Annotated in this window: 24 protein-coding genes; 9 read left to right on the forward strand and 15 right to left on the reverse strand. The window is 60.7% G+C overall.

Annotation, left to right across the window (positions count from 1 at the left end):
- Positions 1-8 precede the first annotated feature (8 nt).
- From AACH39_RS08095 to AACH39_RS08105, 3 genes are all read right to left on the reverse strand, one after another.
- Complete coding sequence (locus AACH39_RS08095) at positions 9-2150, reverse strand: lysine decarboxylase LdcC (protein ID WP_215781115.1); 2142 nt, start codon at positions 2148-2150, stop codon at positions 9-11.
- Between the two features lie 72 nt (positions 2151-2222).
- Positions 2223-3542: a cadaverine/lysine antiporter gene (gene cadB / locus AACH39_RS08100; RefSeq protein WP_215781113.1), complete on the reverse strand. Its 1320-nt coding sequence runs from the start codon at positions 3540-3542 to the stop codon at positions 2223-2225.
- Positions 3543-4155: 613 nt separating this feature from the next.
- Positions 4156-4359 carry a cold-shock protein gene (locus tag AACH39_RS08105; RefSeq protein ID WP_215781111.1) on the reverse strand — a complete coding sequence of 68 codons (204 nt, stop codon included), beginning with the start codon at positions 4357-4359 and terminating at the stop codon, positions 4156-4158.
- A gap of 207 nt (positions 4360-4566) precedes the next feature.
- Between AACH39_RS08105 and clpS the strand changes: the two genes are divergently transcribed.
- Together clpS and clpA are read left to right on the forward strand one after the other, a co-directional pair.
- Positions 4567-4875, forward strand: coding sequence for an ATP-dependent Clp protease adapter ClpS (clpS, locus tag AACH39_RS08110; protein ID WP_215781109.1), 309 nt, complete (start codon positions 4567-4569; stop codon positions 4873-4875).
- Complete coding sequence (clpA, locus tag AACH39_RS08115) at positions 4875-7151, forward strand: ATP-dependent Clp protease ATP-binding subunit ClpA (RefSeq protein WP_215781107.1); 2277 nt, start codon at positions 4875-4877, stop codon at positions 7149-7151. The genes clpS and clpA overlap by 1 nt, the downstream gene beginning before the upstream one ends.
- 59 nt (positions 7152-7210) lie before the next feature.
- Here clpA and xerD read toward each other — a convergent pair whose 3' ends face one another.
- The 7 genes from xerD to AACH39_RS08150 form a co-directional block, all read right to left on the reverse strand.
- Positions 7211-8098, reverse strand: a complete 888-nt coding sequence (xerD, locus tag AACH39_RS08120; protein WP_338621243.1) for a site-specific tyrosine recombinase XerD — start codon at positions 8096-8098, stop codon at positions 7211-7213.
- A complete protein-coding gene (locus AACH39_RS08125) occupies positions 8082-8549 on the reverse strand; it encodes a methylated-DNA--[protein]-cysteine S-methyltransferase (protein WP_215781102.1) in 468 nt (155 codons plus the stop codon). The genes xerD and AACH39_RS08125 overlap by 17 nt, the downstream gene beginning before the upstream one ends.
- A gap of 88 nt (positions 8550-8637) precedes the next feature.
- Positions 8638-9006, reverse strand: a complete 369-nt coding sequence (gene rplS, locus AACH39_RS08130; protein ID WP_215781100.1) for a 50S ribosomal protein L19 — start codon at positions 9004-9006, stop codon at positions 8638-8640.
- 1 nt (position 9007) lies between these two features.
- Positions 9008-9775, reverse strand: coding sequence for a tRNA (guanosine(37)-N1)-methyltransferase TrmD (gene trmD / locus AACH39_RS08135; protein WP_215781098.1), 768 nt, complete (start codon positions 9773-9775; stop codon positions 9008-9010).
- Positions 9775-10281, reverse strand: coding sequence for a ribosome maturation factor RimM (gene rimM, locus AACH39_RS08140; RefSeq protein ID WP_215781095.1), 507 nt, complete (start codon positions 10279-10281; stop codon positions 9775-9777). Before rimM ends, trmD begins: the two co-directional genes overlap by 1 nt.
- Positions 10282-10316: 35 nt before the next feature.
- On the reverse strand, positions 10317-10562 hold the full coding sequence (gene rpsP, locus AACH39_RS08145; protein WP_215781093.1) for a 30S ribosomal protein S16: 246 nt from the start codon (positions 10560-10562) through the stop codon (positions 10317-10319).
- Between the two features lie 139 nt (positions 10563-10701).
- Positions 10702-13380 carry a bifunctional acetate--CoA ligase family protein/GNAT family N-acetyltransferase gene (locus AACH39_RS08150; protein WP_215781091.1) on the reverse strand — a complete coding sequence of 893 codons (2679 nt, stop codon included), beginning with the start codon at positions 13378-13380 and terminating at the stop codon, positions 10702-10704.
- A gap of 204 nt (positions 13381-13584) precedes the next feature.
- Here AACH39_RS08150 and nadA point away from each other — a divergent pair, with 204 nt between their 5' ends.
- The 5 genes from nadA (at position 13585) to rpoS (ending at position 18146) form a co-directional block, all read left to right on the forward strand.
- Entirely contained in the window at positions 13585-14499 is a 915-nt protein-coding gene (gene nadA / locus AACH39_RS08155) for a quinolinate synthase NadA (protein WP_215781089.1), read from the forward strand.
- Between the two features lie 109 nt (positions 14500-14608).
- The gene (gene surE / locus AACH39_RS08160; protein WP_338621244.1) at positions 14609-15352 is read left to right on the forward strand and encodes a 5'/3'-nucleotidase SurE; all 744 of its coding nucleotides are present in this window, start codon (positions 14609-14611) and stop codon (positions 15350-15352) included.
- On the forward strand, positions 15337-16005 hold the full coding sequence (locus AACH39_RS08165) for a protein-L-isoaspartate(D-aspartate) O-methyltransferase (protein ID WP_215781085.1): 669 nt from the start codon (positions 15337-15339) through the stop codon (positions 16003-16005). Before surE ends, AACH39_RS08165 begins: the two co-directional genes overlap by 16 nt.
- A 93-nt stretch (positions 16006-16098) precedes the next feature.
- Positions 16099-17151, forward strand: a complete 1053-nt coding sequence (locus AACH39_RS08170) for a peptidoglycan DD-metalloendopeptidase family protein (RefSeq protein WP_338621245.1) — start codon at positions 16099-16101, stop codon at positions 17149-17151.
- A gap of 44 nt (positions 17152-17195) precedes the next feature.
- On the forward strand, positions 17196-18146 hold the full coding sequence (gene rpoS, locus AACH39_RS08175) for an RNA polymerase sigma factor RpoS (protein WP_215781071.1): 951 nt from the start codon (positions 17196-17198) through the stop codon (positions 18144-18146).
- A gap of 55 nt (positions 18147-18201) precedes the next feature.
- Here rpoS and AACH39_RS08180 read toward each other — a convergent pair whose 3' ends face one another.
- The 3 genes from AACH39_RS08180 to AACH39_RS08190 are packed head-to-tail and all read right to left on the reverse strand — an operon-like array spanning position 18202 to position 22601.
- A complete protein-coding gene (locus tag AACH39_RS08180) occupies positions 18202-19533 on the reverse strand; it encodes a TolC family protein (protein WP_338621246.1) in 1332 nt (443 codons plus the stop codon).
- A 4-nt stretch (positions 19534-19537) separates the two neighbouring features.
- The gene (locus AACH39_RS08185) at positions 19538-21487 is read right to left on the reverse strand and encodes an ABC transporter permease (RefSeq protein WP_338621247.1); all 1950 of its coding nucleotides are present in this window, start codon (positions 21485-21487) and stop codon (positions 19538-19540) included.
- Entirely contained in the window at positions 21480-22601 is a 1122-nt protein-coding gene (locus AACH39_RS08190) for an efflux RND transporter periplasmic adaptor subunit (protein ID WP_338621248.1), read from the reverse strand. The genes AACH39_RS08185 and AACH39_RS08190 overlap by 8 nt, the downstream gene beginning before the upstream one ends.
- Before the next feature lie 262 nt (positions 22602-22863).
- On the opposite strand from AACH39_RS08190, the gene AACH39_RS08195 reads away from it, so the two are divergent.
- Complete coding sequence (locus AACH39_RS08195) at positions 22864-23823, forward strand: histone deacetylase family protein (RefSeq protein WP_338621249.1); 960 nt, start codon at positions 22864-22866, stop codon at positions 23821-23823.
- On the opposite strand, the gene AACH39_RS08200 is transcribed toward AACH39_RS08195, so the two are convergent.
- Positions 23820-25169: a PLP-dependent aminotransferase family protein gene (locus tag AACH39_RS08200; RefSeq protein ID WP_215781060.1), complete on the reverse strand. Its 1350-nt coding sequence runs from the start codon at positions 25167-25169 to the stop codon at positions 23820-23822. The two genes, AACH39_RS08195 and AACH39_RS08200, sit on opposite strands and share 4 nt — an antisense overlap.
- Positions 25170-25232: 63 nt before the next feature.
- Here AACH39_RS08200 and AACH39_RS08205 point away from each other — a divergent pair, with 63 nt between their 5' ends.
- Positions 25233-25928: an aspartate/glutamate racemase family protein gene (locus AACH39_RS08205; RefSeq protein ID WP_215781057.1), complete on the forward strand. Its 696-nt coding sequence runs from the start codon at positions 25233-25235 to the stop codon at positions 25926-25928.
- On the opposite strand, the gene plsY is transcribed toward AACH39_RS08205, so the two are convergent.
- Positions 25929-26588, reverse strand: a complete 660-nt coding sequence (gene plsY / locus AACH39_RS08210; RefSeq protein WP_338621250.1) for a glycerol-3-phosphate 1-O-acyltransferase PlsY — start codon at positions 26586-26588, stop codon at positions 25929-25931.
- Positions 26589-26603 lie beyond the last annotated feature (15 nt).

Below are 26603 nucleotides of genomic sequence, written 5' to 3' on the forward strand. Positions count from 1 at the left end.
AGACGCGATTAGCTGCGCTTGATGACCTTGACCTTGTAACGGCCGTCTTCTTGCTTGTAAGCACCGTGGATGTCGGTGTCGAAGCCCGGGTAGTGCTTGCCCACTTCGATCAGCATCAGCAGGAAGTCCAGAACGGCAACGCTTTCCTCGGTGATCACTTCACCCGGCAGAACCAGCGGTACGCCCGGAGGATACGGCAGGATCATGTTGGCGTTGACCTGACCAACCAGCTCTTCCACGTAAACTTCTTCGGTCTGATCCTTCAGCACCAGCTGGAATGCCTTGTGCGGGGTCAGTTCTTGTTGCGGCAGCACTTCGAAGGCGTGGTACATCATTTCCGGCAGGTTGAACTTGCGCATCAGCTTGTGGATGCCTTGTGCCAGATCCTGGATGCGCATGTCTTCGTAGAAGGACGGATGCTCATTGTACAGGCTCGGCAGCATGCTCTTGACCTTCAGGTTCAGGTCGTAGCCACGCTTGAACTCGGTCAGGGTACGCAGCAGCTTCAGCGACTTGGACTTGTCGATACCGATCGAGAACAGGAACAGCAGGTTGTACGGGCCGGTCTTTTCAACCACGATGCCGTGGTCGTCCAGGTACTTGGACACGATGGAAGCCGGGATACCGGTGTCTTCCAGGGTACCTTGCTTGCTCATGCCCGGGGTCAGGATGGTGACCTTGATCGGGTCGAGGTACATGTGGTCGGCATCAATGTTCTTGAAACCGTGCCAGTTGTCGCTCGGCTTGAGCGGCCAGCAATCCGCACCGTCAATCGCTTCCGGTTGCCATACGTCGAAGAACCAGCCCTTGCTTTCTTCACGCAGCTTCTTCACTTCCTTGCGGAAGTTCAGGGCGCGCTCAACCGAGTTCTCGATCAGGCGACGACCAGCGTTACCCTTCATCATGGCGGCAGCCACTTCGGTCGAGGCAACGATACCGTATTGCGGCGAGGTCGAGGTGTGCATCATGAACGATTCGTTGAACGTTTCATGGTCCACTTCGCCCTTGATGTGAATCATCGAAGCTTGCGAGAAGGCAGCCAGCAGCTTGTGGGTCGACTGGGTTTCATAAACCACCTTGCCCGGAACGGTTTCACCGCTCATACCATACTTGCCCTTGTACATCGGGTGGAAGTTGGTGTACGGCACCCAGGCGCTGTCGAAGTGCATGTGCTTCACGTCGAGGGTCTTCTTGATCCACTCGGTGTTGTACAGCAGGCCGTCGTAGGTGGAGTTGGTCACCACGGCATAGGTCGGCCAGGTAGCATTCGGGGTTTCGGCGATCTTCTCTTCGATCACTTCGCGGGTGAATTCGCTCTTCGGGATGCCACCGAGGATACCGTAGGCGTTACGGGTCGGACGGAAGTAGATCGGGGTCACATTGCTCATCATCATCAGATGGGTGAGCGACTTGTGGCAGTTGCGGTCAACCATGATGGTCGAACCGGCCGGTGCCGCGAACATGCCGACGATCTTGTTGGCGGTCGAGGTACCGTTGGTCACGATGTAGCTGTTGGTCGCGTTGAAGACCTTGGCGATGTACTCTTCGGCTTCCTTGTGCGGACCGGAGTGGTCCAGCAGGGAGCCCAGTTCCGGCATGGAAACCGAAACGTCGGCCTTGAATACGTTCGGGCCGTAGAAATCATAGAACACGCTGCCGACCGGGCTCTTCAGGAAGGCCGAACCGCCCAGGTGACCCGGGGTGCAGAAGGTGTACTTGTTGGATTCAACGTACTTGAACAGTGCCTTGGTGAACGGCGGAACGATGTCGTCAACGTAGGCTTCGATACCTTGCTCGATGGTCACGAAGACATCTTCGGCCTGATCCATGTGGTATTCGAAGAAATTCAGGTTCAGACGCAGTTCGGTCAGCGACACGTCCAGAACGGTATTGTGGTTGGCGAAGCCGAACAGCGGCAGCTTTTCATTCAGATTGCTGATTTCGCTGCACAGGTCCAGACCGAAGTCATCCCAGTCAAACAGTACGGCTGCGATACGCGGGTTTTGCGCGATCAGCTTCAGCAAGTCTTCCTTGCTGTCCGGGTAAACCACCTCGTAGCCGGAATCTGCCATTACTGCGTGCAGTTCCTGCATCGGTTCGGTCTTGAACTGCGGTGCATCGTTACTCGTCAGAATCAGAATGGTTTTCATAGAAACTTCCCTTTCTTGGGGTTTACAGCCACCAGCCGGAGCCCTCCGGCTGGCGACAGATTCTTTGCCGGATCAGGCGTCGATCGCGGCGCCGGCAGCCTGACGGGCACCCATCTTGCGGGCGTAGAACATCAGGATGATCAGCGAAACAATGAAGGTGCCCATCAGCGGGGTAGCATCCGCACCGGCCAGACCGACCATGCAGAAACCGCTACCGACCACGCAGGCCACCAGGCTGACAGCACTCTTGGTGGTCATGCCTTCGAAACGGATCAGGTTGATGCAGCTGTAGAAGTACGGCAGCAGGGTCAGCAGCACGGCGATCGAGGTCAGCTGATTGAACAGACCGGAAGCATTGCCCGAACCAGCGAACAGGTTCAGCAGAATCAGCAGGACAGTCATCTTGATCGAAGCCAGCAGCAGACCGAAACGGGCCACGCCATGCTTGTCGGTCTTGCCGTAGATGGCCGGGAAGTTGCCGTCATTGGCAGCACGACGACCAGCTTCGCCCACCAGCATCATCCAGGAACCCAGCGAGGTGAAGCAGGCGAAAGCCGCAAACAGCGAAACCAGCGGTGCAGCCCAGCTACCGAACATGTGGCTGGTAGCCAGCGCGAACGGCGCACCTGCAGCAGCCATTTCCTTGGCCGGGAACATGCCGCTGATGGCTTGGGTCGAGGAGATGTACACCAGGCCGGCCAGACCGGTACCCAGCATGGTAGCCAGCGGCACGGTACGCTTCGGATTGTCGACCAGACCGGTGGACACGGAAGCGGACTCGACACCAACGAAGGCCCACAGGCACAGGATCACAGCGCTGACCATGGCGGAGCCATCGGTCTTGCCCGAGGTGTTCCAGTTGGCCATGTAGGTGTGCGCATCAAACCAGCCCCAGCCCACGGTCGCGGTCAGAACGACCGGGATCAGGATCAGGATCAGGCCGAACGAGGTCAGACGGCTGACCCAGGCACCACCCATCAGGTTGACGAAAGTGAAGATCCAGACGATGGCCACCGAGGCGATCGTTGCCGGCCACGGTTGGTTCAGGATCGGGAAGAAGGTCGACATGTAGGCAACACCGGTAATGGCGATGGCCAGGTTGCCGATCCAGTTGGCGTGGTAGTACAGCACGCCGGTCTGGAAACCGAAGGCCGGCGACACTTCACCGGCGTAAGCGATCGGACCACCCTGTTGCGGGTTGACCGTGCCCAGGCGGGCATAGACATACGCCAGGCACATGGCGCCAAACATACAAATAATCCAGCTCAGAATAGATACCGAGCCAATGCGAGCCAGGTTGGCTGGCAAGAGAGCGATACCGCTGCCCATCATGTTGCCGGCGACCACGCCGATGCAGGCGAGCAAACCGATTTTCTTAGGTGTCGTAGTCATAGTCTTCAAGTACCTCAGGGTTTAGGCTTGTCAGTACCGGTTCCCGGCGGGATGACCTGGTCTGTTGCCTTTTCTGTGTTTCTCACGAAAGAGATCAAGCTGCGGATACTGGCCTGGCCTTGCTGCGGTCGACCTGTATGTTTGCTTTTCATTCGAGGAGTGCTTACTTGAGCACGAGGCAAGTGTAGGACTAGTCCGAATAACAAAAAATTAACTAATAATGAATCTCTAATTAAGCGAAACTTACCCGGGCAAACGCCCCTTTCTCACTTCTTGCCTGCATTAGCTAAAGCCAAGAACCTCTTTTGCTATTCGCTCTTGCAGCGCAACAAAACAAGACAAATCATTGTTTTATTGAAGATTTTTTGTTTTTACAAATATGACAAAAGCAACCATGACGTCTTTACAGGGATCGAAAGAGGGTTCTGGCAAGTGGGGGCGCCATCTATAGGGCATTGAAAATTCAAAGGGGATATGAGGTAAGGGCTGAAAAACAAATGCGGATGGACTTGATCTGGAACAAACTTTTCGGGCAAGAAAAAACCCGCTTGTGGCGGGTTCATCTAGATCCAGTGGTCGATTGAGGTCGACCCTCCCTAAACCTGTAACGAGGTTAAGCAGTCTGGATGTTCGACGCTTGCTTGCCTTTCGGACCATTGACGATGTCAAAGCTTACACGTTGCCCTTCCTTCAGGGACTTGAAGCCTTGCATGTTGATGGCCGAGAAGTGGGCGAACAGATCTTCACCACCCTCATCCGGGGTAATAAAGCCGAAGCCCTTAGCGTCGTTGAACCATTTGACGATACCAGTTGCCATTTCACTTCCTTGCATAAACAGGCTGGTGAGGCCGAACAACAAAAGCTTAACTAATTCGCATAGATTTCAATTAAGCCAAGCACCTGAGTGCATTTCTACGCAACCATTGCCACAGCGTCAAGTCATAAGTAATCGAATTGAATGCACTTGAAAAAATTAATACTGGAACCAAAATTGTAGTAAGCAGCGATTTTGCCGAAAGCCGACATGTCTACGCAGTACAAGGAAGATGCCGAGAACCTGGCATCAACAGTGCGCACTACCCCGCCACCCATGTATAAGGTGTTGTTATTGAATGACGATTACACACCCATGGATTTTGTCGTACAGATTCTGCAGCGCTTCTTTCACAAGGATCGCGAGCAGGCGACCGTGATCATGCTTCAGGTACATACGCAGGGCCACGGCGTGTGTGGCATTTATACCAAAGATGTGGCTGCAACAAAGGTTGAGCAGGTGTTGCACTTCGCGAAAGTGCATCAGCATCCGCTCCAATGCGTGATGGAGGAAAACTGATGATTGCCCAAGAGCTTGAAGTGAGCCTGCATATGGCGTTTATGGATGCCAGACGCAAGCGGCATGAATTCATCAGCGTCGAACACCTGCTGCTGGCCATGATTGACAACCCGTCCGCCGCGGATGTTTTGCGAGCGTGCGGTGCCAATCTGGATCAGCTGAAGAAACAGCTGACTGATTTCATCGATGAACATACCCCGACCGTCCCTGGCGAATCCGAAGTGGAAACCCAGCCGACCCTCGGTTTTCAGCGCGTGATTCAGCGCGCGATCCTGCATGTCCAGTCGTCCGGCAAGAAGGAAGTCACCGGCGCGAATATCCTGGTCGCCATTTTTGGCGAAAAGGATTCGCATGCGGTGTACTACCTGCACCAGCAGGGCATTTCCCGTCTGGACGTGGTGAATTTCATTTCCCACGGCATCACCAAGCAGCGCTCGCAGCAACAGCCGTCCGAGTCGCGCAGTGAAGGCAGCGAGGCCGATGGTGAAGAGCAGTCTCCGTCCGCGGGCGGGGCGCTGGAAAACTACACCCTGAACCTCAATGCCCTGGCGCGCGACGGCAAGATCGACCCGCTGATCGGGCGCGAACAGGAACTGGAACGTACGGTGCAGACCCTGTGCCGTCGCCGCAAGAACAACCCCTTGCTGGTCGGTGAGGCCGGTGTGGGCAAAACCGCCATCGCCGAGGGGCTGGCACGCCGTATCGTCAACAAGGAGGTCCCGGAGGTACTGGAAGGCGCCACGGTCTACGCGCTGGACATGGGCGCCCTGCTGGCCGGCACCAAGTATCGTGGTGACTTCGAGCAGCGGCTCAAGGCGGTCATCAAGCAGCTGACGGATGATCCGCATGCCATCCTGTTCATTGACGAAATCCACACCCTGATCGGTGCGGGCGCGGCCTCCGGTGGCACGCTGGATGCGTCCAACCTGCTCAAGCCGGCACTGTCCAACGGGAATCTGCGGTGCATCGGGGCCACCACCTACAACGAGTTCCGCGGCATCTTCGAGAAGGACAACGCCCTGTCGCGTCGTTTCCAGAAGATCGACATTGCCGAGCCGACGGTCGAGCAGACGGTGGAAATTCTCAAGGGACTGAAGTCGCGCTTCGAGTCGCATCACGGCGTTCGCTATACCGCCGGTGCGCTGGCCACGGCAGCAGAGCTGTCGGCACGCTACATCAATGACCGCCATCTGCCGGACAAGGCGATTGACGTGATCGACGAGGCCGGGGCTGCGCAGAAGATCCTGCCCAAGTCGCGCCAGAAGAAGGTCATCAACAAGTCCGAGATCGAGGAAATCGTGGCCAAGATTGCCCGCATCCCGGCCAAGACGGTGTCGAGCAGCGACAAGAACGTGCTGCGTAACCTGGACCGCGACCTCAAGAACGTGGTGTTCGGTCAGGACAAGGCCATCGAAGCCCTGGCCACCGCCATCAAGATGTCGCGTTCCGGCCTGGGCAATCCGCAAAAGCCGATCGGTTCCTTCCTGTTCTCCGGTCCGACCGGGGTCGGCAAGACGGAAGTGGCCCGCCAGCTGGCCTATGCGCTCGGCGTCGAGCTGGTGCGCTTCGACATGTCCGAATACATGGAGCGTCATGCCGTTTCAAGACTGATCGGCGCGCCGCCGGGATATGTCGGCTTCGAACAGGGCGGACAGCTGACCGAATCGATCACCAAGCACCCCTATTCGGTGTTGCTGCTGGATGAAATCGAGAAGGCGCATCCGGACATCTACAACGTGCTGCTGCAGGTGATGGACCATGGCACGCTGACTGACAACAACGGTCGCAAAGCGGATTTCCGCAACGTGATCCTGATTCTGACCACCAATGCCGGGGCAGAATCGTTGTCCAAGCCGACCATGGGCTTTACCAACGAACGCGCCCTCGGCGACGAGATGGCCGACATCAAGCGGCTGTTCAGTCCCGAGTTCCGCAACCGGCTGGATGCCATCATCTCGTTCAGCACGCTGGACGAGCAGATCATCCTGCAGGTGGTGGACAAGTTCCTGATGCAGCTGGAACACCAGCTGGCCGACAAGCACGTCGAGATCCACTTCACCGACGAGCTGCGCAGCTACCTGGCCAAGCATGGCTTCGACCCGCAGATGGGCGCCCGCCCGATGGCCCGCCTGATCCAGGACACCATCCGCAAGGCGCTGGCCGACGAATTGCTGTTCGGCCGACTGGCCGATGGTGGCGAGGTGACGGTCAGCGTCAACGAAGAAGGCAAGGTCGAACTGCAATTCAAGGAAGAGAAGCTGGCCGAGGCGCTGTAAGCAGTCCGCAGCCAACTGAAAGCCGGTGGCATTCGCCACCGGCTTTTTCATGTCTTGTCTCAGCCGCGGGGATGGTGCTCGGCATGCAGTTGCCTGAGCCGCTCGCGCGCCACATGGGTATAGATCTGGGTGGTGGAGATGTCCGCATGACCCAGCAGCAGTTGCACCACGCGCAAGTCGGCACCGTGGTTGACCAGATGCGTGGCAAAGGCATGGCGCAACGTATGCGGGCTCAGCTTTGGCAAGCCCTGGCGCTCGGCATAGCGCACGATCAGGTACCAGGCCATCTGACGGGTCATCGGCCCCTTGAGACGGGTGATAAAGACCGCGTCGCATTGCACGCCGGACAGCAGATGGGGACGCGCCTCGCTCAGATAGCGCTGCAGCCACTCCACGGCGATTTCCCCCAGCGGCACCAGTCGCTCTTTGTTCCCCTTCCCGACCGTCTTGAGCACCCCGCTGACCAGATCGATCTGCTGCAGCGTCAGCCCGACCAGCTCCGAAACCCGCAGGCCGGTGGCATAGAGCACTTCAAACAGGCAGCGGTCACGCAGTCCAAGCAGGGTGCCGGTATCCGGTGCCGCCAGCAAGGCCTCGACATGGGCCTCGGACAGGGTCTTGGGCAGACGCAGACCCTGCTTGGGGGTCGCCATGCGAGCCACGGGATCATCGCCGCGCATGCCGTTCTGCTGCAGGTATTGATAGAAACGCTTGGCGGCACTGAGCAGTCTGGCGCGCGTCGCCGGTTTCTCCTGATCAGCGCACAACAGCAAGGCCGAAGCCAGGGCCTGGCCATCGGCCGTGACCAGATTGCCGCCCACCTGCTCCAGCCTGAGCGCCAGCTTGTTCAGGTCGCGCCGGTAGGCCGCCAGGGTGTTGCGCGACAGACCATCGCTGAGCCAGAGATGGTCCAGAAAGGTATCGAGTACATCAAGCACGTCGTTCATGAGCGAGCAACCACTCCTTGATACTGACCGTCTCCCGTCCCGCCGACTGATTGAAGCCCCCGCTGCCGCTTGCCGCGACCACCCGGTGACAGGGAATGACCAGCGGCAGCGGATTACGGCCACAGGCACCGCCGACGGCACGGGCCACACTGCCCAGTTCTTGCGCCAGGGCACCATAACTCAAGGTCTGCGCCAGCGGGATCGCGGCAATGCGCTGCCAGACGCGCCGCTGAAAATCACTGCCCTGGAGCAGGAAAGGCAGGGAGAAGACAAAGTGCGGATCCACCAGCCAGGCCTGCACCTGACGCACGGCCTCTTCCGCCAGCCCGCCGCGCTGCGGCGCCGACAAGGGATGATCGCCCGGCAGAAAACGGATACTTGCCAGGCGGTCTTCGTACGTCTCGATCGCGAGACAACCGAAGGGTACCGTGATCACCACCGACTCATTCATGTGCCAGTCCTTGTGATGTCCAGACGACAGGCAGAAAAAAAGCGCAAGGCGTAAGCCTTGCGCTTCATCATAGCGAAAACCCGGTCGATCAAGCTTCTTTCTTGAACGACAGCTTTTCCTTGATGCGTGCGGACTTGCCGGTACGACCGCGCAGGTAGTACAGCTTGGCGCGACGCACGTCACCACGGCGCTTCACTTCAATGGAAGCCACCAGCGGGGAGTAGGTCTGGAAGGTACGCTCAACGCCTTCACCAGCGGAAATCTTGCGCACGATGAACGAGCTGTTCAGACCGCGGTTCTTCTTGGCGATGACAACGCCTTCGTAAGCCTGCAGACGCTCACGGTTACCTTCCTTTACCTTGACCTGAACGACAACGGTGTCGCCCGGGTTGAAGGACGGGATGGTCTTGCCCAGACGGGCGATTTCTTCTTGTTCCAGAATTTGGATCAGATCCATGTTACAACTCCTGATTTTTTACGGAGGCTTGTTCCTGCTGATACTCAGCCAGCAGCCGAGACTCCTGTTTTGACAACTTGCGGGCGGCCAGCAAATCCGGGCGGCGAAGCCAGGTTCTGCCAAGCGCCTGCTTGAGCCGCCAGGCGGCAATCAGGGCATGATTACCGGACATCAAGACGTCCGGTACCCGCATGCCCCGGTATTCTTCCGGTCGGGTGTAGTGCGGGCAATCGAGCAGGCCGGTGGCGAAAGAATCTTCATCCGCCGACAGCGCATCATTGAGCGCACCGGGCAACTGACGGACCACCGAATCGACCAGCACCATGGCCGGCAGCTCGCCACCGGACAGGACATAATCGCCGATGGAGACTTCTTCATCGACCTGGCGTTCGATCAGGCGCTCGTCAATCCCTTCATAACGACCGCACAACAGGATCATGCCGGGACGCGCGGCCAGTTCGACCACCTTGTCGTGGTCAAGCCTGCGTCCCTGTGGCGACAAATACACCACATGGCTGTCGATACCCAGCGCCTGCTGACGGGCACGCGCGGCCTCGATGGCCATTTCCAGCGGTTCCGGCAACATCACCATGCCGGGACCTCCCCCATAGGGGCGGTCATCGACGCGACGGTAATTGTCGTCGGTAAAATCACGCGGATTCCAGGCCTTGAAGCCCCAGATGTCCTGCTGCAGAGCGCGACTGGTTATCCCGCTGGCGCAAATGGCATCGAACATCTCCGGGAACAGCGTGATGGCATCGATCTGCATCAGTAGTCGGCACCCCAGTCGACCACGATGAGGCCTGCCTCAAGGTCGACACGGTCAATCACCGCATCTACAAACGGGATCAGACGGCGTTTGGGGCCGTCATCTACCACCAGCACGTCATTGGCACCGGTTTCCATCAGTTCCGTCACACTGCCGAACGACTCGCCCTCAAGGTTGTTCACCTTCAGGCCGATCAGGTCGTTCCAGTAATACTCATCTTCCTCGGCTTCGGGAAGCTCACTGCGGGGAACGGCGATCTGCATGCCGCGCATGGCCTCGGCCACATCGCGATCAGTCACCCCTTCCAGCTGTGCCACCAACGCCTTGGGCTGGACCTGCCCGTCGACGAAGTTGTACGGCTTCCAGTCGCCATTCCTGCCCAACCACCACACCGGGTAATCGAACAGGCTGTCGACGAATTCGGTATCGGCGTGCACCTTGATACCGCCACGCACGCCAAAGGCGCCGCGCACAAAACCCATGATGACCAGATCGTTGTCGCGCATGCGCCCTGCTTCCGTATTCGGGATCAGAAGATCGATCAGGCTGCTGCCTGTTCTTTCAGCAGACGGGCAACGCTATCGGATACTTGCGCGCCAACGCCGATCCAGTAGTTCACACGGTCCATGGTGAAACGTGCGCGTTCTTCCTTCTCGTTGGCAACCGGATTGTAGAAACCCAGGCGCTCGATGAAGCGACCGTCACGACGATTGCGGGAATCGGTCACAACGATGTTGTAGAACGGACGGTTCTTGGAGCCGCCACGAGCCAAACGAATGACTACCATTGTCGATGTCCTTAATGAAAACGGATCAATAGAAAAGCCCATGATTCTAGGTCAGTTTTCCCTTATCTGGCAAGCGCTTATTCTGTCAAGCCTGCCAACGGGCCTGTCCGGGGGCGGAAAACCCGACACTCTGCGCGGTTCAGAGCGCCCGGGTCACGTTGGTCAGCGAGCTGTCTTCCGGGTGTGGTTCCACGCTGAAACCCAGCTTGCGCATCAGTTTCAGCATGCCCTTGTTGCTGGCCAGCACCTCGCCGCGCATGACCTTGAGGCCCTGCTCGCGCGCCGCGTCGAACAAGGCATTCATCAGCAAGGCACCAATGCCGTGCCCCTGCCAGTGATCGGCCACCTCGAGCGCAAACTCGCAGCCTTCGTTATCCGGATCAGTAATGAAGCGCGCCACAGCCAGTTGCTCCTCCGCCCCCTGGCCGTCATCACGCACCAGTGCCAGCGCCATTTCCCGGTCGTAATCGAGCTGAGTAAAGCGCACCAACATGGTCTGCGACAGCTGCTTGATGCTGGACATATAGCGGTTATAGCGGCTCTCTTCCGACAAATTGCGCACGAAGGCCTGCTGCATCTCGGCATCCTCCGGCCGCACCGGGCGGATGGTCACCGGGGTGCCATCGGCCAGCTGCGCCTGGCGGATCTGCCGCGTCGGGTACGGCATGATGGCCATGTGGCTGTAACGCTTGCGGTCTTCACGCACGGCGGCCACCACGATGCGCGCATCCAGCGCAATGACCCCCAGGTCATCGGCCACCAGCGGGTTGATATCCAGCTCGCGCACCTGCGGCAGCTCGCATACCAGCTCGGAGACGTGCAACAGCACCTGCGCCAGCTGATCGCGGTCCACCGGCGGCATGTTCTTGAAGGCCCCCAGCAACTGACCAATGCGCGTCTTGTCGATCATGCGGTTGACCAGATAGTCATTCAGTGGCGGCAGGGCCAGCGCCCGGTCGTTCATGACCTCAACGGCAATGCCGCCGGCACCGAACGTCATCACCGGACCGAACTGGGCATCATGACTGACGCCGACCATGGTCTCACGGGCAAAACGCCGGCGACGCATGGGCTGCACGGAAATCCCGTCGATGCGGGCATCGGGACGCGCCGAGCGGGTGCGGTCGATGATGCCGACAAAGGCCGCCCGCAGCGTGGCCTCATTGGTGATATTCAGCTCCACACCGCCGACATCCGACTTGTAGAAGATGTCCGGCGAATCGATTTTCAGCACCACCGGATAGCCGATTTCCGCCGCACAGGCCACCGCTTCGTCTTCCGTACGCGCCAGCAGGGTCTGATTGACCGGCACATGAAAGGCCGCCAGCACCTGCTTGGATTCATACTCGGAGAGCAGGGTACGGCCATCAGCCAGCGCCAGATTGATCACGGCCCGCGCCGTGGTGACATCCGGCGCCTCACGCTTGCCCTCCAGCGGCCCCGGCGTCTGCAGCAGCATTTTCTGGTTCTGATGGTAATTGGCCAGATTGCGGAATACCTCGATGGCGTACTCCGGTGCACGGAAGTGGGCGCACTTGGCCTTGCTGAACAGCTCGCGGCTTTCGGCCACCTTGGCCTCGCCGAGCCAGGACAGGAAGATCGGCTTGCTGGCCTCGCGCTGCAGGCCGATCATCAGTTGGGCCGTGGTCAGCTGATCGGTACCCGCCTGCGGGGTAAAGAGCACCAGCACGCCATCGACATTGGCATCATCGAGACAGGCTTTGACCGCGGTGCGAAAGCGCATCGGACTGGCATCGCCGATGATGTCGAGCGGATTGCCGCCGGACCAGTTACGCGGCAGCACCTGATTGAGCAGCGCCAGGGTCTCCGGTGTCAGTTGGGCCAGTTCGACGCCGTAACTGGCGACACTGTCGGCGGCCAGCACTCCCGGACCGATACCGTTGGTCACGATCGCCAGACGATTGCCCTGTACGCGGAAATTGGCTGCCAGCACCTTGGCGGCAGTAAACAGCTGGGCAATGGTATCGACGCGCAGCACCCCGGCGCGCGACAGGGCGGCATCAAAGACATCGGCGCTGGCGATCAGATTGCTCGAATGCGTCAGGCCGGTTACCCCGTCTTCGTAGCGGCCGGACTTGATCACCACCACCGGCTTGGTTCGGGCCGCCGCCCGCAGGGCGCTCATGAAACGACGCGCATCATGAATGTGGTGCACGTGCAACAAAATACCCTGCGTAAAGTTGTCGGCCACCAAATAATCGAGAATTTCACCAAAGTCGACGTCGACCGCCTCCCCCACCGACACCACGCTGGAGAAGCCGATCCCCTTGCTGTCCGCCCAGTCGAGCATGGCGGTACACAGCGCACTCGACTGCGATACCAGCGCCAGATTGCCTGGGCGCACCTTACTGGTGTAATTGCTGGCATTGAAGCCGGCCACCGGGCGCATCAGTCCCAGCACATTGGGACCCAGCACCCGGATGCCGTAATGCCGCGCGATGCCGACCGACTCATTGAGAATTTCCCGCTCCAGCTGCTCGGCGTCCGAGAACTCCTTGGCCAGAAGGACCGCCTTGATCCCCTTTTTGCCACAATCGCGCATGATCGCCGGCAGGGTACGCAGCGCCGTGGTCACCACCGCCATGTCCAGCGGTGCTTCGATCTGACGCACGGACTGGTGTGCCGGCACGCCGCCGACCACCTTGTGATTGAGGTTGACCGGGAACAATTTGCCCTGAAAGTTGCCTGTCAGAAGATTGGCGAACACAGCCTGGCCAATGGAGCCCGGCGTATCGCTCGCGCCCACGACGGCGACGTTGCGAGGCGAAAACAAGGAGGTCAGATAATGCGGTTTCATCGGCGTCATCCACATTCGCATGCAATGCACGGCCAGCCTGCAGGATGGCAACTGGCCACTTTATTCGACAAGAATATCACCGCCCTCTGATTCAGTATCGTCCGACAGTCAAATCAGCGGCAAAGTGGCAATCCGGTCACAGACTTGATAACCTACGCTATTGGCCCAAACCTGCCCAAGTTGTCAGGAAGAGATGAAAGTATCATGACGAAACGTGTCGTCACCCTAGCCCACTATTACACCCAGCCCGAAGTCCAGCAGATGGCCGACAAGGTCGGCGACAGTCTGGAGCTCTCGCTGTACGCCCGTGAAGCGCAGGCGGACATCATCGTGTTTGCCGGCGTGCGCTTCATGGCGGAAACCGCCAAGATCCTCAACCCGAATGCACGGGTCATCCTGCCGGATGCCGGTTCCACCTGTTCGCTGGTCACCCAGACCGATGTCAGTGCCCTGGCCAAGTGGCGCAACAGCTACCCGGACCATGTCCATGTGTCGTACATCAACTCCAGCGCCGAACACAAGGCGCTGTCCGACTGGATCGTCACCAGCCGCAACGTGGATGACGTGATTGCCGACCTTTACAGTCAGGGCAAGAAGGTCATCTTCTCGCCGGACCGCAACATGGGCGCCTACCTGAACTTCCAGTATGGCTACGATATGCCGCTGTGGTCGGCCGTGTGCGAAGTCCACGACAAGTTCAATGAAACCGCACTCAACGAAGCCATCAGCGCGGTGGACGCGGCCCACCTGATCGCCCACCCGGAAAGCCCGCTGCCGGTCCTGCAGCGCGCCGAATACGTCGGATCGACCTCCGGCATGCTCAATTGGGTGAAAAACTATCAGGGCGATGCCAAGGACGTGATCTTCGTCGCCACCGAAGACGGCATCCTGTACAACATGCGGCTGGCCCGTCCGGATCTCGACCTGCGCCAGGCGCCGATCTATGCCGGCTGCCAGTGCAACTCCTGTCCGTACATGAAGCTCAACAGCGTCGAGGCAGTCAAACGCGCCCAGGATGGCATCGGTCTGGAAATCGACTATCTCAGCGAGGCGCAGATGGACGCCGCCCGCGTACCGATCGAACGCATGCTGGCCTTCAGCCAGCGTTACCTGGCCTGACCCGAAACCCGCCCCGTGGCGGGTTTTTGCATCACACGGCCATGATCCGACGGTTTTCTTACCCCCGTCCGGAGCGATACAATCAGCGGGTCTCCCGAGGAAATACGGCATGAAGTTTCTGATCAGCAATGACGATGGTTATCTCGCGCCGGGCATCCACGCCCTGGCCGAGACACTGGCACGCTACGGCGAAGTGGTCGTCGTCGCCCCGGAACGCAACCGCTCCGGCGCCAGCAATTCGCTCACGCTGGATCGACCGCTGTCGGTACGCAAGGCATCCAACGGCTTCTTCTTCGTCAACGGCACCCCGACCGATTGCGTGCACCTGGCGGTGACCGGCCTGCTCGACTTCCGCCCCGACATGGTCATCTCCGGCATCAACCACGGTGCCAACATGGGTGATGACACGCTCTACTCCGGCACGGTGGCCGCCGCCACCGAAGGCTACCTGCTGGGCATTCCGTCGATCGCGGTCTCGCTGGCCAGCCATGCCACCGACAACATGCCGACCGCCTGCCAGGCCGTCGGGCGCCTGATCGAGCGCTGCCTGCAGCAGCCTTTCGGCCAACCAGTCCTGCTCAACGTCAATGTACCGGACGTCCTGCCCGAACAGCTCGGCGGCCTGAGCATCACCCGCCTCGGCCGCCGTCATATGGCCGAACCGGTGATCAAGACCGACACGCCGCGCGGAGAAACCGTATACTGGGTCGGCCCGCCCGGCAGCGTTCAGGACGCCGGAGCCGGCACCGACTTTCACGCCATCGCCAATCGCCGGATTTCGGTCACCCCACTGATGATCGATCTGACGGCCTATGACCAACTGGACGGGATCAATACATGGCTATGCAGCTGACTTCGCAGCGTCAGGATTACGGCATGCTGTCCGACCGGACACGCATGCGCATGGTCGAACGACTGCGCCAGGCGGGCATCCGCGACGAGCGGGTGCTGGCGGCCATGTACGAAGTTCAACGCCACCTGTTTGTCGACCAGGCCCTGGCCACCCGCGCCTACGATGATGTCTCGCTGCCTATCGGCATGCAGCAGACCATCTCCCAGCCCCTGACGGTGGCCCGCATGTCCGAACTGCTGTTTGCCGACCGCCCGATGGGCAAGGTTCTGGAGATCGGCACCGGCTGCGGTTATCAAACCGCTGTGCTACTCAAAATGGGTGCAACAGTATTTTCGATTGAACGTATCGGCGCGCTGCTGGACAAAGCCAGAAAGAACCTGCGCGCAGCCAAGCTGGTCCATGCCCGTCTGGTCCACGGAGACGGCCACTTCGGTCTGCCCGAGGCCGCTCCGTTTGACGGCATCATCATGACCGCGGCGGCCAAGGCCGTGCCGGAGGCACTGATCAGCCAGCTGGCCGAGGGCGGGCGCCTGATCATGCCGCTCGGCGACGGTGAACAGCACCTGTGGCACATCGAGAAGACCGCCAAGGGTTTGCAGAAGACCAAGCTGGATGCGGTGAAATTCGTTCCGCTGCTCCCGGGACGCGACTGACGCGTTTTAAACAGTCATGAATAGAGCAAAAATACCACAACGGTATTGTTTGACAATTTACAATTCATATCCGTTAGCATATAAAAAACCAGAATGATGATTTTGCCATCCCGTCGTACCAGTCTGCTGACTACCCTGGCCCTTGTCGGGCTGTGTGGTTGCAGCAGTTTTGTCCAGCAACCGGCTCCGGTCGAATCCGGCAGCACGGCTTCGCCGACCACGGTACGCAGCACGGCGCCAAACAGCGTTTCGCGCAGTGTGGATAGTGCGCAAACCACGCCCTACAAGGCCGATGCGCCGATGGGCAGTGCCGGCTCGGCATCCGCCAGACCGGTCGCGGTGAGCGCCGATGATGGCAAGACACACGTGGTGGCACCGGGCGAGAACCTGTTCCGGATCTCGCTGGCTCATGGGCTGAAGTATCAACAGGTTGCCACCTGGAACAATCTGCCGGACTTCAGCATCAAGGTCGGGCAGGTGCTGCGACTGACGCCTCCCGGCAGCGAAACGCCGGCGCCAAAGGCCAGTACGCCGCCAGCAACACAAATTAACGGATCTGTCAGACAGTCCCCCGTCAAGACATATCCGAAGGCTTTGAAGTTGGCATATTCTGATGCTGCTCTGCATGCAATTGGTGCAGAAAGCGAAGGCAGCAACCAGACCGCCAGCAAGAGCAGCAAACCGGCAGCCAGTGCGCCTGCCGTGGCCTCTGCCCCTGTGGCCGGCCCGACAGCGCCCGATCATGCGGCATCCGCCCCGGCGGCAAGTGCGGGCGATGACAATGTCGGCTGGATCTGGCCGGTGAATGGCAAGTTGTTGCGCGGCTTCTCCGACAACAACAAGGGTATCGACCTGGGTGGTCGCATGGGACAGGCTGTCCTGGCGGCCGGTGACGGCAAGGTGGTGTACAGCGGTAATGGACTGAGAGGTTACGGCAAACTCATCATCATCAAACATAACAAGACATTTCTATCGGCCTACGCTCACAACAGCCAGCTACTGGTCAAGGAAGGCCAGGCCGTAAAGAAAGGACAAAAAATTGCCGAAATGGGTAATACGGATGCAGATCAGGTCAAGCTGCATTTCGAGATCCGCAAATTCGGCAAGCCGGTTGATCCGACGCAGTACCTGAACAGCAAACCCTGAACGGGGGCTATCCCCAGCCAGGGTCATCTCTAGGCGGGGGAAGCATGAATAACGAACTCGATCTCCTCGAAGACGAGGAAACAGTAGAAGATGCGGGCGCCGAGGAAGCTGTAGCTGAACAAGCTGAAAGCGAAGAAGGATCCGAGGCGCCACTGGCCCACGACGAAACCGCCGATGTCACCCAGATTTATCTCAACGACATCGGCAACAACGCCCTCCTGACACCCAAAGAAGAACTGGAACTGGCCCGCCGTGTTGTACAAGGCGAGTTTGAAGCCCGGCAAAAGATGATCGAACACAACCTGCGTCTGGTTGTGAACATCGCCAAGCACTACATCAACCGGGGTCTTGCCCTGCTCGATCTGATCGAGGAAGGCAATATCGGCCTGATGCACGCCCTGGAAAAATTTGATCCCGAACGTGGTTTCCGTTTCTCGACCTACGCTACCTGGTGGATCCGTCAAAGCATCGAACGCGCCATCATGAACCAGTCGCGCACCATCCGGCTGCCGGTTCATGTCATCAAGGAACTCAACGTCTACCTGCGTGCGTCGCGCCATCTGGAGAGCCAGGTCGGGCGCGAGCCAACCCTGGAGGAGATCGCCCATCTGGTCGATCGCCCGGTCAGCGATGTGCGCCGCGTGATGAACCTCAATGAGCGCATGGCCTCGCTGGATGCACCGCTGGATATCGATCCGATGCTGTCGATCGGCGAGTCCATCCCGGACGAACAGCATGAAGAGCCGGAAATGCAGCTGCATAACACCCAGCTGGAGCGCTTTGTGCACGAGTGGATGGCGCAGCTCAACGAAAAACAGCGCATGGTGATCGAAAGACGTTATGGCCTCAACGGCCATGAGATCTGTACGCTGGAAGAACTGGCTGCTGCGCTGAACCTGACACGGGAACGTGTGCGCCAGATTCAGATCGAGGGCCTGGAACAACTGCGACGCATCCTGCGCCGCAAAGGCATCTCGAAAGACTTTTTGCTCTGACAAGCCCGGATCAATCGTTGGCGCCGACCATCGTCTCAAGCGGGGTCGGCGTTTTTCATTCCCCTGCCCCGGGTGAAACCAGCGCTTGCGGCGGCCCGCCCAGCACCTTGTACAGCAGCGCCAGATGGCTGGCACGCGCATGCAGCAGATCGACCTGCGCCGAAGCCAGCTGCAAGCCCTGCAAACGCACCAGCAAACGCTCGGTCTGTGCACTGGCGCCGGCAGAGACCGCCAGCTCGGCTCGACGCTCTTGCTGGCGCTGCAGCGCCAGCCGAGCCTCGACCCGCTGCACATCCTGTTCAAGCAACGGCTGATGACGCAGGGCCAGCGCCAGTTCGCGCAAGGCCCGTCGCAGGGTTTGCTCATAGGCCAGTGTGGCCTGCTCCCACGCCAGGCGAAGTTGCTCGCGCTGAATCCCCATGCCCGACCAGTCCAGAAATGGCAATCCCAGCTGCAGAACCCCACCGGCCGCGCTCTGAGCCAGCAAGCCTTTCAGGGTCGGACTGGCTGCGCCCAGCGTGGCGGACAGGGTGACGGTCGGCATCAGGGCCTGACGCGCCTGCACCAGCTTTGCCCAGGCCGCCGCAACACGGGCGGACTGAGCCGCCACATCCGGCCGGCGAGCCAGCACCGCGGCAGGCTGATCCGCCGGCAGCGCCGGCCACTGCGCCGGCAAGGTATCCGCCCCCGGCAAATCAGACAGTCCAGGCCGGTCGAGCAGCGCGGCCAGCCGCTCGGCGGCCTGCTCGACCTGATGACTCAGCTGCGACTGCCGTTCCCGGGCCTGCAGCCAGGCCATCTCGCTCTCATGCCGCTGACGCGGTGCCAGACTGCCATGCCGTACAGCCAGCTGATCGAGCTCGCGCAAGGCCTGACGGACCTCGACCACCTGCCCGGCCAACACCTGTTGCCGGCGCAGGGCCACCCAGTCCCAATAGCGCATGGCCACCTCCGCCTGCAGCGACAGCCACAGGGCCTGCCGGTCGAGCTCAGCCGCTTCGACGGCATGCGCTTCTGACTGCTTGCCCAGACGCAGGCGCTGCCAGACATCCAGCTCATAGCCCACGGCCAGATCCAGAGTGTGACCATGGCGCAGCTCACCGCCGTCCAGTGACTGGCCGACATCCGCCGACATCCTGCCCCGGGGCCGCCAGTCCCCCTCGGCGAGCGACTGCCGCTGGCGGGCAATCAGGCGGGCTTTCTGGGCCAGCTCGAGATTGCAGCGGCCGGCTTCCGCCAGATAGCCGAGCAGGCGCGGATCGGCAAAGCCCTGCCACCATGCCAGCGTTTGTTCTGACCGGGTATCGCACACCGTCACGGCGGGCGGCGGACTCATGGCACAGCCGACACACCCCAGTGCCAGCAAGCCTGACAGCCATGCTTTCATGTTTTCACTCCCTGGCCAGTGCCACGACGGGATCCAGTCTGGCCGCCTTGCGCGCGGGGAAATAACCGAACCCGACACCGACCAGCATCGAGCAGCCAAGTGCCACCACCACCGAGGGCCAGGAGTAGCGCAACTGGATGCTGTCACTCAGCAACGGGAACACCAGACCAAACGCCAGGGCAAGGCCGATGCCGACCATGCCCCCGAGCAGGCACACCATGACCGCCTCAATCAGAAACTGCAGCAGCACATCGCGCTGACGGGCGCCGACGGCCATGCGGATGCCGATTTCACGCGTGCGCTCGGCCACGGACACCAGCATGATGTTCATCACCCCGATGCCGCCCACCAGCAGGGCAATCAGCGCCACCACCGACAACTGCAGCGACATGGTGTCATTGACGCGCTTCATCGACTGATAGATGGCATCGAGGTTGCTGGTAAAGAAATCCTTGCGGCCATGCAGGAGCGTCAGCTGGCGGGTGACCTGAGCCTCGGCCAATGCCATCGGGACACCATCGCGGATGCGCACGATCAGCATGTCGAAGTGGGCATAGCCGAACAGACGGCTGGCCGCCGTGCTGTAGGGGGTCCAGACCAGCAACTGGCTGGATCCCTCGTTGTAGCGGTCGCGATCGGTGACACCGATCACCGTCGCCGGCAGCGGCCCCAGCTGCACCACCTCGCCCAGCACCTCGCGCCGATCACCGAACAATTTGCGCCGGGTATTCGGGTCCAGCACCACCACCTGGTTTTGCTGGCGGATATCCTCAGCGCTGATCCCGCGCCCTTCGACCACTTGCCGCCCCATCACGCGGAACACATCCGCGCCCCCGCCAAACACCTGGACATCGGCATCGGCGTGACGCCACTGGGCACGCATCCTCGCGCCGCCCAGCGGCGACACGCTGTCGACATAGGAGGCGGCCGACAAGGCAGACAAATCCTCCGGTCCCAGCGTGTCGATCGATGACGCCCTGTCATCCGCCCAGTCGCTGCCACGGTAGACGTAGATGGCATTGGTCCCGATCTGGCGGATATCCTTGAGCACCGCATCGCTGGCCCCCTGTCCCAGGGCCACCACCGTAACGACCGCCGCGATACCGATCATGATGCCCAGCATGGTCAGACAGGTGCGCAGTCGATTGGCTCGCAGGGCAAACAGGGCCATGTTGAATGCATCGGCGAGATGGCCTGCACGGCGCGCCGGTGGGGCTGGCCGCTCCGGGCAGGATACGGTGGCCTGCGCGCCGGCACCGGCCGGGCTGCTGCCTCGCTGATCACGCACCACCCGGCCATCCGACAATTCGATGATGCGGCAGGCCTGGGCGGCAATCGACGGGTCATGTGTCACGATGATGATGGTGTGACCGGCCTGATGGAGCTGATGCAGGATCGCCATCACCTCGCGCCCGCTCTGACTGTCCAGCGCCCCGGTCGGCTCATCGGCCAGAATCACCTCGCCGCCATTCATCAGCGCCCGGGCGATGCTGACCCGCTGCTGCTGCCCGCCCGACAGCAGGCATCCAGGTTTGTCGGCATGGGTCGACAGGCCCAGCCTCCCGAGCAAGGCCAGCGCCCGCTGCCGGCGTGGTGTCTGTCCCAGACCCGCATAGATGGCCGGCATGGCGACATTGTCGGCGGCATCCAGATGCGGCAACAGATGGTAGCGCTGAAAGACAAAACCAAAGCGCTCGCGCCGCAAGGCGGCCAGTGCATCGCTGTCTAGCCGCGCGGTATCCCGGCCGGCAACCCGGTAGCAACCACGGCTAGGCCGGTCCAGGCAGCCGAGCAGATTCATCAGGGTGGACTTGCCCGACCCCGAGGCGCCGATGATGGCGACCATGTCGCCGGCCTCGATCTGCAGGCTGACCTCATCCAGCACCACCACCTCGCCGGCCGGTGAGGCAAAGTGGCGCGAAACGCGCTCCAGCCAGAGCAGGGGCTCAGCCATGACGCCCCTCCTGCAACGGCAGCCGCGCATCACTGATCACCACCTGCTCACCGGGCTGCAGTCCCTCCAGTACCTCCGCCTGGGTACGTCCACGCAAGCCAATGCGTACCCGCTGCGGACGAACGCTGCCATCCTTGCCCAGCACCCGTACCGAGTGCCAGTTGCCCTCTTCGGCCTCATCGTCCAGGGCCATCAGCGGGACGGCCACCACCTGGCGTGCCTCGGCCAGCACGATGCTGACCTGAGCCGTCATCTCGGTTCGCAGCTGCTGCGGATTATCGACATCAAACTGCACATGAAAGTACAGCGCGTTATTGATGCGCTGCGGCGTCGGCAGCACTTCACCCACCCGGCCCTCATAGCGCTGAGCCGGATGACCCAGCAGCGAAAACCAGGCCTTCTGTCCCGGGTGAATGCGCAGGATATCGGCCTCGGAGACATTGGCCCTGACGCGGAGACGGGACAGATCCCCCAGCTTGAGAATGGTCGGCGCCTGCTGTGCCGCAATCACCGTCTGCCCTTCACGGGTTTCGATCGCCAGCACCTCGCCATCCATGGGCGCCTCAATGCGGGTATAGGCCAATCGGGTACGCTGCTGCTCAACCATCAGTCCGGCACGGCGGATGCGCGCCCTGACCCCCGCCAGATCCGCCGCGAGCTGCGCCCGCTGGCTATGCGCCTGCTGCAGCTCGCGCTCCGCGCTGACCCCGCCGGCATGTAACTGTTGCTGACGATGCAGCTCACGGTCGGCATAGTGGTAACGCACGCTCAGCCCGCGCGCCTCGGACTGCAACACGGCCAGCTCCGCCAGGGCGATCTGCAGCTCGCTCCGGGCCAGGCGCGGATCAATCTCTGCCAGCAGCTGGCCTTTGCGCACCCGCTGACCGGCGACCACATACAGATGCTTCAGTTGCCCGCTGACCTGGGCGCCCACATCGACGGTCCGGATCGGTTGTAATTGGCCACTGGCTTGCACCGCGCTGACAATGTCGCTGCGCACGATGGTCTCGGTCAGTGGTGCCGGCGCCGGGCTACGGACGGTTCTGTGCCACAACCACCAGGCCCCGGAGCTGCACAATGCCGACAGCAGGATAATCCATCCGATACGCTTCATCCTGCTGGCTTTTCGCCAAAACGCAACTATTCTATATTTCATGTATATGTCATGCTCGCAGCAATGGGCAACGGGCACTCAGACACAGGCATCAGGCAGATAGTTCTTAACTGGACGCCGCCAATTCCCCGCCATATCGCCGCCACTTTCCCGGCAAAGCTGATTCAGCCATTGCTTTCTTGTTATTGATTTCCGGGGGAATTTCGACCAATATTTATTGAAAATACATATGCTCGCGCACAAGAGCGACAGAGGGGAGATCGTGTTTACCTGGTTGAAGACCCAATGGCACCGTACCGGTCTGACGGCGTATGTCACCCACCCGGACTGTCTCCAGCACAATATGGGCGTGGGTCACCCCGAATGTCCGGAGCGCCTGATCGCCATCCGTGATCAACTGATGGCCTCCCAGATCTTCGACACCCTGCAGGAAGTCGAAGCCCCCGAAGTGACCGAACAACAACTGGCGCGCATCCATCCGCCGCGCTATGTGGAATACATTGAAGCCAGTGTGCCGACCGTCGGCACCTTCCGTGTCGATCCGGATACCGCCATGTCACCCGGGACACTGAAAGCGGCGCGCCGGGCCGCCGGAGCCGTGGTCAAGGCCGTCGATCTGGTGTGTGAAGAGAAGGTACCAAACGCTTTCTGTGCCATCCGCCCGCCGGGACACCATGCGGAAAGCGCCAAATCCATGGGCTTCTGTTTTTTCAACAATATTGCCATCGGTGTCGCGCACGCCCTGTCGACCTACAAGCTGGAGCGCGTGGCCATCATTGATTTCGATGTCCATCACGGCAATGGCACGGAAGAAATTTTCCACAACGATCCGCGCGTGATGATGGTGTCGATTTTCCAGCACCCCTTCTACCCCTACTGTGGCGACAAGCCACAGGGCCCCAACATGCACAATGTGCCGCTGCGCGCTGGCAGCAGCGGCGCCGCCTTCCGTGAGGTGGTGGAGAATGTCTGGCTGCCTGAGCTGCACAACTTCCAGCCCGAGATGCTCTTCATTTCAGCCGGTTTCGATGCCCATCGCGAAGACGATATGGGCTCGCTCGGCCTGGTCGAAGCCGATTACGAATGGGTGACGCGGCATCTGGTGCAGATTGCCGACCTGTACTGTCAGGGAAGGATTGTGTCGGTTCTGGAAGGCGGCTATGACCTCTCCTCGCTCGGACGCAGCGTGACCGCTCACATTCGCGTGCTGTCGGACGGTTAAGTCTCACCAGGCAACAAGACGGCCAGCTGCCGTGCCGCACGTTCAAGCTGGCGTCGGCTCACGGCGGCCCCCAAGGCCAGCCGCACCCCCTCTGGCGCCGCTCTTCCCACCGCCAGGTCCTGCCCATCCACCAGCCAGATTCCCGCCTCGCGCAATCGGGAAATCAGTGCCGTCGAATGGCCCTCGACGGGCAGCCAGCGGTGGGGACAATGGCAGACTGGCCTGTTGGCCAGACCGAGCGCACGATCCAGCAATCGATGCCGTGCGGCCAGCTCCTGGCGCTGCCAGTTCAGCCGACGGCTTGCTTCGCCAGTACGAATCAGCCGGCAGCCAAGCGCAAGCATCAGGGGACTGAGCTGCCAACCGGTAAGGTGCAAGGCATCCTCGGCACGCGGTGCCAGCGTGGGCGGTGCAGCCAGCATGCCCAGACGCAATCCGGGGGCCACGGTTTTGGACAGGGAGGTCAGATAAAGAGTACGCTCCGGGGCCAACATGGCCAGTGGCGGCAAGCGCGTTGCTGTCAGCAGTCCATAGACATCCTCTTCAATCAGCGTCACCCCGCGGCGCCGGGCCACCTCAACTAGCGCCAGACGACGAGCCAGCCCCATCGTCGCCCCTGTCGGATTTTGCAGGTTCGACGACACAATCGCCACGCGCACGCCACGCTGCGCCACGGTATCCAGGCTGTCCGGCCGCACGCCCTCGGCATCCATCGCCAAACCATGCAACTGCAGTCCCCGCATGGCAGCCAGCGCCTGTACCCCCGGGTAGGTCAGACACTCCACCGCCACGTCACGTCCGCCATGCGCCATGGCCAATGCCTGATCCAGCGCATGTTGTGCGCCAGCGCACAACAGGATGGCAAACTGCCCGGTGTCCAGGCCGCACAACCCCAGCCAGTCGGCCACATCCGCCTGCGCGTCCAGCCACTCGCTCGCCGTGCAGTATCGCATCCACGCTTCGGCCCCCTGCTCCTGCAACATGGCCATCAACATCTTCTCGACGGTCCGATCCCGCAGATCCTGCGCCGGTACGTTGCTGGACAAATCGATGCGTTCGTCAGTCAAGTCACGCTGAGGCGCGAACAGACCAGAGGCAAGCACCCTATCCCGGACAACGGTGCCGCGCCGCCCCTGGCCGACAATCAACCCGCGCTGTTCAGCGAGGCCATAGGCACGCGTCACCGTGCTGAGATGGATACCTAGCAAATCCGCCAGCAACCGTTGCGGTGGCAACACCTCTCCCGCCTGCAATCGCCCGGCGCGGATGTCATGGCGGATGGCCTCTGCTATCTGCAAAAACATCGGCCCTTGTCCGGGACGCAAACGTGGCAGCCAGTTTGTCATGAAGACAATCCTGTCAGAAATGAAGACATACTAAGCCTATCTGCAAACAGAGAAGGACTGGAGATGAAAACCATCGGACTAATCGGCGGCATGAGCTGGGAGTCCTCAGCCCATTATTACCAACTGATCAACCAGTCCGTGAAGGCCAGACTGGGCGGTCAGCACAATGCACGCAGCCTGCTGCTGACCGTGGATTTTGCCGAGATTGAAACCCTGCAGGTACAGGGTGACTGGCAGGCGCTGGCGGACAAGATGGCCTGCGCCGCACGCCAGCTGGCGGCCGGGGGCGCAGATGGCATCGTGCTGTGTACCAACACCATGCACAAACTGGCTCCGGTCATTGAGGCAGCCAGTCCACTGCCTTTGCTGCACATCGCCGATGCCACTGGCAAAGCACTGCGCCAGGCCGGTATCGACAAGGTCGGGCTGCTGGGAACGCGCTATACCATGGAGCAGGACTTTTATCGCCAGCGACTGACATCAGGGCACGGGATCGATGTACTGATACCCCAGGTACACGACCGCGAAGACGTGCACCGCATTATCTATGAGGAACTTTGCCAGGGGATTTTGCGTGAGGACTCACGCCAGCTGTATGGCCAAATCATGGCCCGCCTGCAACAACAAGGGGCACAGGCCATTGTGCTGGGCTGTACGGAAATCGGCCTGCTGATCAAGCAGGCCGACTCGGCATTACCCGTATTTGATACCACCGTCCTGCACGCCGAGGCAGCCGTCGAGTGGGCACTGGCGACGTGATTACTGATGCGGATCGGCCGGCGCCCGGGCCTTTTCGCCGATCTTCTTTTCCTGGCGGGTCAGCAGCTTGAGCAGATTGTCGCGGTGGCGGTAGAACACCAGCAGCCCGATCACCAGGGTGATGCCCATTTCCGGCGTGCCACGCGGCATGAGGAAGGTGGCGAACAGCGGGGACAGGCCCAGCGACAGCATGGCGGCCAGCGAGGAGTAGCGCCAGATAAAGGCCACCAGCAACCAGGTCACCACGACGGCCAGACCAAGCAGCAAATTCAGGCCGAACATCACGCCAATGGCGGTGGCCACGCCCTTGCCGCCCTTGAAGTTGAAGAACATCGGCCACATGTGGCCGATCACCACGGCCAGGGCGACCCAGGCCACACCGGCTGCATCAACGCCATATTGCGGGCCAAGCCAGCGGGCAAGCAGCACGGCAACCAGCCCCTTGATGGCGTCACCCAGCAGGGTCAGCGCCGCGGCGGCTTTGTTGCCGCTGCGCAGCACATTGGTCGCCCCCGGATTCTTGGAACCATAGCTGCGGGGATCCTGAATGCCCATGACCTTGCTGACGATCACGGCAAAGGACAGCGAGCCGATGATGTAGGCAGCGCAAGTAAAGACAAAATCAATGGGGGACATCAGGGCATGGACTGTCGGAGACATGTTATATCCACTAGA

The organism is Paludibacterium flexuosum, assembly GCF_037076605.1.
Lineage (GTDB): Bacteria > Pseudomonadota > Gammaproteobacteria > Burkholderiales > Chromobacteriaceae > Paludibacterium.

What these genes read in the sequence shown, in the direction of transcription:
- clpA (WP_215781107.1), top strand. Translation starts at nt 4,875, where the DNA reads ATGATTGCCCAAGAGCTTGAAGTGAGCCTGCATATGGCGTTTATGGAT.
- AACH39_RS08170 (WP_338621245.1), top strand. Translation starts at nt 16,099, where the DNA reads ATGATGATTTTGCCATCCCGTCGTACCAGTCTGCTGACTACCCTGGCC.
- rplS (WP_215781100.1), bottom strand. Translation starts at nt 9,006, where the DNA reads ATGGATCTGATCCAAATTCTGGAACAAGAAGAAATCGCCCGTCTGGGC.
- AACH39_RS08165 (WP_215781085.1), top strand. Translation starts at nt 15,337, where the DNA reads ATGGCTATGCAGCTGACTTCGCAGCGTCAGGATTACGGCATGCTGTCC.
- xerD (WP_338621243.1), bottom strand. Translation starts at nt 8,098, where the DNA reads ATGAACGACGTGCTTGATGTACTCGATACCTTTCTGGACCATCTCTGG.
- AACH39_RS08105 (WP_215781111.1), bottom strand. Translation starts at nt 4,359, where the DNA reads ATGGCAACTGGTATCGTCAAATGGTTCAACGACGCTAAGGGCTTCGGC.
- AACH39_RS08125 (WP_215781102.1), bottom strand. Translation starts at nt 8,549, where the DNA reads ATGAATGAGTCGGTGGTGATCACGGTACCCTTCGGTTGTCTCGCGATC.
- trmD (WP_215781098.1), bottom strand. Translation starts at nt 9,775, where the DNA reads ATGCAGATCGATGCCATCACGCTGTTCCCGGAGATGTTCGATGCCATT.
- AACH39_RS08180 (WP_338621246.1), bottom strand. Translation starts at nt 19,533, where the DNA reads ATGAAAGCATGGCTGTCAGGCTTGCTGGCACTGGGGTGTGTCGGCTGT.
- cadB (WP_215781113.1), bottom strand. Translation starts at nt 3,542, where the DNA reads ATGACTACGACACCTAAGAAAATCGGTTTGCTCGCCTGCATCGGCGTG.
- AACH39_RS08185 (WP_338621247.1), bottom strand. Translation starts at nt 21,487, where the DNA reads ATGGCTGAGCCCCTGCTCTGGCTGGAGCGCGTTTCGCGCCACTTTGCC.
- rpoS (WP_215781071.1), top strand. Translation starts at nt 17,196, where the DNA reads ATGAATAACGAACTCGATCTCCTCGAAGACGAGGAAACAGTAGAAGAT.
- AACH39_RS08200 (WP_215781060.1), bottom strand. Translation starts at nt 25,169, where the DNA reads ATGACAAACTGGCTGCCACGTTTGCGTCCCGGACAAGGGCCGATGTTT.
- nadA (WP_215781089.1), top strand. Translation starts at nt 13,585, where the DNA reads ATGACGAAACGTGTCGTCACCCTAGCCCACTATTACACCCAGCCCGAA.
- rpsP (WP_215781093.1), bottom strand. Translation starts at nt 10,562, where the DNA reads ATGGTAGTCATTCGTTTGGCTCGTGGCGGCTCCAAGAACCGTCCGTTC.
- clpS (WP_215781109.1), top strand. Translation starts at nt 4,567, where the DNA reads ATGTCTACGCAGTACAAGGAAGATGCCGAGAACCTGGCATCAACAGTG.
- AACH39_RS08190 (WP_338621248.1), bottom strand. Translation starts at nt 22,601, where the DNA reads ATGAAGCGTATCGGATGGATTATCCTGCTGTCGGCATTGTGCAGCTCC.
- AACH39_RS08095 (WP_215781115.1), bottom strand. Translation starts at nt 2,150, where the DNA reads ATGAAAACCATTCTGATTCTGACGAGTAACGATGCACCGCAGTTCAAG.
- rimM (WP_215781095.1), bottom strand. Translation starts at nt 10,281, where the DNA reads ATGCGCGACAACGATCTGGTCATCATGGGTTTTGTGCGCGGCGCCTTT.
- AACH39_RS08150 (WP_215781091.1), bottom strand. Translation starts at nt 13,380, where the DNA reads ATGAAACCGCATTATCTGACCTCCTTGTTTTCGCCTCGCAACGTCGCC.
- surE (WP_338621244.1), top strand. Translation starts at nt 14,609, where the DNA reads ATGAAGTTTCTGATCAGCAATGACGATGGTTATCTCGCGCCGGGCATC.
- plsY (WP_338621250.1), bottom strand. Translation starts at nt 26,588, where the DNA reads ATGTCTCCGACAGTCCATGCCCTGATGTCCCCCATTGATTTTGTCTTT.
- AACH39_RS08205 (WP_215781057.1), top strand. Translation starts at nt 25,233, where the DNA reads ATGAAAACCATCGGACTAATCGGCGGCATGAGCTGGGAGTCCTCAGCC.